Raw genomic sequence first — 4,369 nt, forward strand, 5'->3', positions numbered from 1 at the left:
AGACGTTCGAGCCAACCCGAACTAACAGGGAGCGGGTTTTGCAATGTGTGTCCAATATAATCAAACATTATTCCACCTCACTGATCCACCATAGCCCTTCTCTTCTAGTTCAAGAGCTAAAGATTTATCGCCTGACCGCACGATCTTTCCATCTGACAGTACATGCACAAAATCTGGCTTAATATAGTCCAGCAATCGCTGGTAATGCGTTATCATCACGATGCTACGATCACAAGACCGAAGCGAGTTCACGGCTTCGGCTACAACCTGAAGCGCATCGATATCCAGCCCCGAATCTGTTTCATCCAGAATCGCCAAAGCGGGCTGCAACATAAGCATCTGAATCAATTCGTTACGCTTCTTTTCACCGCCAGAAAAACCTTCATTGACCCCCCGCTTCAGGAAGCCAGGATCAAGACCCATCTGTTTATACATTTCTCGTGCCTGTCGAAGGAAAGAAACCGAATCCATGGGTTGCTCTCCTTTATGTTCTTGTAAAGCGTCAGAAGCGGCTTTCAAGAACTCCATATTACTCACTCCCGGAATCTCAACAGGGTACTGAAAGGCTAAGAAAAGCCCATTTCTAGCCCGCTGCTCAGTTTCCATTTCAATCAGGTTTTCCTCCTTAAAGAAAATACTTCCTCCTGTAATTTCATATCCGGGCCGCCCGGCAAGAACGTGTCCCAAGGTACTTTTACCGGAACCATTGGGGCCCATAATGGCGTGAACTTCACCGGGTTTAATTTCAAGATCCAGCCCTTTTAGGATCGGTTTTCCATCAACGCTTGCGTGTAAATTTTTAATTATCAGCATGATATATGCTCCTGAAAAACGGAAATAATTAATCAGCCCACAGAGCCTTCAAGACTCACTTCCAATAGTTTTCCTGCTTCAACAGCGAACTCCATAGGCAACTCCTTAAACACTTCTTTGCAAAAGCCATTAACAATCATAGAAACCGCTTTTTCTGCAGCAAGTCCCCGCTGCTGACAAAGATACAACTGATCATCACTCACCTTTGATGTGGTAGCTTCATGCTCAATGACTGCCGTAGAGTTACTGCTTTCAATATATGGGAACGTATGGGCAGCGCAGGTATCACCTATTAATAATGAATCACACTGAGTATAATTTCGTGCACCACTCGCCCGCGGGATGACTTTGACCAGCCCACGGTAGGCGTTCGAACTTTTACCGGCTGAAATACCTTTGGAGATGATTGTCGACTTCGTATTCTTGCCGATATGAATCATTTTGCTTCCGGTATCCGCCTGCTGATAATTGTTCGTTAATGCCACTGAATAAAACTCACCAATACTGTTATCGCCCAATAAAATAACACTCGGGTATTTCCAGGTGATGGCTGAGCCCGTTTCCACTTGTGTCCATGATATGTGTGCATTTTTATGCGCCAATCCTCGTTTGGTGACAAAGTTATATATGCCACCTTTTCCTGAGGCATCACCCGGATACCAGTTCTGTACGGTTGAATATTTGATTTCAGAATCGTTGCGTGCAACTAATTCAACGACCGCCGCATGCAGCTGATTTTCATCCCGCATCGGGGCGGTACACCCTTCCAGATAACTGACATAGCTTCCCTCATCCGCGATAATAAGCGTTCTTTCGAACTGCCCCGTTTTTGCTTCATTAATCCTGAAATAGGTAGAAAGCTCAATTGGGCAACGCACGCCTTTGGGAATGTAAACAAACGTTCCATCACTAAATACGGCACTGTTCAACGCCGCATAAAAGTTATCAGCTTGGGACACCACCGTTCCCAGATACTTCTTCACTAACTCTGGGTATTGCTTCACTGCTTCCGATATTGAACAAAAAATAACACCGGCCTCAGCTAACTTACTTCTGAAGGTTGTTGCAATGGAAACCGAGTCAAAAACAGCATCAACGGCAACACCTGCCAGCGCTTCCTGTTCGTGCAACGGAATACCCAGCTTTGCGTAAGTAGCCAATAGCTGCGGATCAACTTCTTCTAAACTTTTAGGCCCATCTGACATGCCTTTGGGTGATGAGTAGTAAGAAATTGCATCGAAATCTATCTTTGGAAAATTAACATGTGCCCAATCAGGTGCAGCCATTTTCAACCACTCCCGATACGCGTTGATTCGCCACTGTAACAACCACTCCGGCTCATCTTTTTTTGCTGAAATGAAGGCAATCACATCTTCATCCAACCCTGCTGGCAGCGTATCGGACTCAATGTCAGTAACAAATCCAGCAGCGTATTCATTGTTAATGATGTGGTTAAGCGCTTGTTCAGACATTGTTCTCTACCTCTCGTAATTGCCTTCATCTCAAGAAAAAATGCTTCTCAGAGATCTTATACAATAATATGTATTTCATATGCATATTATAATGCGTAATTTATGGTATTTCAAATGCATATTTAAAAAAGTATAATTATGTTACTCAAATAGCATCTTGTTGATTGATGCGAAGTAGCGGAAATATTAGAAAAACCGTTAAGAAAAAACTTAGGGAAATAGTTAGAAATAACCGTTAGGAAATTTTAATATGAGAATCACTTCTTTTACTGATTATGGGTTACGTACGCTGATGTACTTAGCTAGCCTGCCCCCCCAAGAACTCAGTAGCGTAGAACAGGTTGCCAAAGTGTATGGCGTTTCACAAAACCATATGGTCAAAGTTGTCGGGCAGTTAAAAAAGCTGGGATACGTCGAAACGCTACGCGGTAAAAACGGTGGTATTCGATTGGAAAGAGAACCTGACGATATAAATATAGGCCAGGTGATTGAAAAGATGGAACAACACCTCGATGGTGTTGATTGTTTTACATCAAACTGCCAACTCGTTCCATGCTGTGAACTGAAAACAGCGTTATCGATTGCAATGAAAGCGTTTCTTGACGCCATGGCAACCTACACCCTCGCTGATCTTATGCGTAACAAACAGAAGCTGATTCCACTAATGGCCATATATTCCAGTAAGTAAGAGAGATGCCCCGGGAGTCTGTCCGACAGACTCCTGAAGCTTAACGATCTTTAGCTGCCAGGGCATCGATACTACGCACAACTCCACTCACACTTTATATTATTGCGAGTGAAACCTACTTTTTAGCATTGAATAATGGCTGCCCTTCCTTGGACTGTGCTGACCAGAAGTTAATATTAAATTGCGCATCATCACTTAGCTCTACTCTATGCCAGTATAGAGGAGGACTCGTAGCAAACTCCCCCGCTGGGATAACTACTTTTACCTCAGGTTCTGTGGCCTCACTATCAGCAAATCCATAATAAGTCACAGTCCCCTCCATCACACATAACTGACCGAAAACACCTTCGGCAGTGTTATGATGCGTCAATAGCGCATTAGGGACGTTGTCTTTCGTAAAAAACGGAGTCGAGCGTTGCACTGTCCAGTCTTTAGGAATACGTTGATGTGTCATAGTGTCACCTCATATAGTTAAAATACTTTCATACATAGAACGAAAAGATAATGCTTGCTGCTGGTGTTCAGACAGCGCTCTCTTTGCAGTGATTCAGCTAACCTTTACGTCCCTCGATCAATCAACATTCTTTGAATTTTCCCGATAGCGACTCTCGGCTTTAACTGTTTCGGGCAGAAGACGACACAGTTCATTATTCCCCGACAGCGAAATACGCTAAAAGGATCGTCCAATGCCGCTAATCGCTCATCTGTTGCCGTATCTCTTGAGTCAATCAGGAAACGATATGCATTTAATAATCCGGACGGGCCAATAAACTTATCAGGGTTCCACCACCACGAAGGACAGGCGGAGGTACAACACCCACATAAAATGCATTCGTAGTATCCATCCAGCTCTGCTCTTTCTTCAGGTGACTGAAGGCGCTCAATGGCAGGAGCGGCCTGCTCGTTGATTAGCCACGGTTTTATTTGCTCGTGCTGTTTCCAGAATGATGCCATATCAACGACGAGGTCTCTGATCACAGGTAGCCCGGGTAAAGGCCTCAATACTAAATCCACATCACCTGTTACAGGCTTAAAATGATGACCGGAGGGCAATTCTCCGCCATTCAATACAGCTGACACTCTGGTGATACATGCCAGTGTGTTCATACCATTAATGCTCATACCGTCAGAGCCACAGACGCCTTCCCTGCAACTTCTTCTATAAGCGAGCGTAGAATCTTTCTGCTTTAACCGCTCCAGAACATCAAGGACCATCATATCCTCACCCGGTTTTAGCTCCAGCGTGAAATCCTGCATATATGGGGCACTGTCTTGCTCAGGGTTATATCTATAAATACTCACCTTCATAACACCTACCTCCCGCACTTATTACACGCTTTTATGCCTTAAAAACGAACATGCGATCCATTTCCTTAGCATGCTCAGCAGAAGATCC

5 protein-coding genes are annotated in these 4,369 nt (G+C 44.3%); 1 reads left to right on the forward strand and 4 read right to left on the reverse strand.

Annotated elements, in window-relative coordinates; translation table 11 throughout:
• Nucleotides 1-60 precede the first annotated feature (60 nt).
• Together sufC and sufB are read right to left on the reverse strand one after the other, a co-directional pair.
• Nucleotides 61-813, reverse strand: coding sequence for a Fe-S cluster assembly ATPase SufC (gene sufC, locus ABY436_RS19205; RefSeq protein ID WP_372740536.1), 753 nt, complete (start codon nucleotides 811-813; stop codon nucleotides 61-63).
• Nucleotides 814-845: 32 nt separating this feature from the next.
• The gene (gene sufB, locus ABY436_RS19210; RefSeq protein WP_372740537.1) at nucleotides 846-2,285 is read right to left on the reverse strand and encodes a Fe-S cluster assembly protein SufB; all 1,440 of its coding nucleotides are present in this window, start codon (nucleotides 2,283-2,285) and stop codon (nucleotides 846-848) included.
• A gap of 250 nt (nucleotides 2,286-2,535) precedes the next feature.
• Here sufB and ABY436_RS19215 point away from each other — a divergent pair, with 250 nt between their 5' ends.
• Nucleotides 2,536-2,973 carry an Rrf2 family transcriptional regulator gene (locus ABY436_RS19215; RefSeq protein ID WP_372740538.1) on the forward strand — a complete coding sequence of 146 codons (438 nt, stop codon included), beginning with the start codon at nucleotides 2,536-2,538 and terminating at the stop codon, nucleotides 2,971-2,973.
• Nucleotides 2,974-3,088: 115 nt separating this feature from the next.
• On the opposite strand, the gene ABY436_RS19220 is transcribed toward ABY436_RS19215, so the two are convergent.
• The gene (locus ABY436_RS19220; protein ID WP_372740539.1) at nucleotides 3,089-3,427 is read right to left on the reverse strand and encodes a DUF1971 domain-containing protein; all 339 of its coding nucleotides are present in this window, start codon (nucleotides 3,425-3,427) and stop codon (nucleotides 3,089-3,091) included.
• A gap of 104 nt (nucleotides 3,428-3,531) precedes the next feature.
• Nucleotides 3,532-4,281, reverse strand: coding sequence for a succinate dehydrogenase iron-sulfur subunit (locus ABY436_RS19225; RefSeq protein WP_372740540.1), 750 nt, complete (start codon nucleotides 4,279-4,281; stop codon nucleotides 3,532-3,534).
• Between the last annotated feature and the right edge of the window lie 88 nt (nucleotides 4,282-4,369).

Source organism: Neptunomonas sp., from assembly GCF_041601355.1.
Lineage (GTDB): Bacteria > Pseudomonadota > Gammaproteobacteria > Pseudomonadales > Balneatricaceae > Neptunomonas.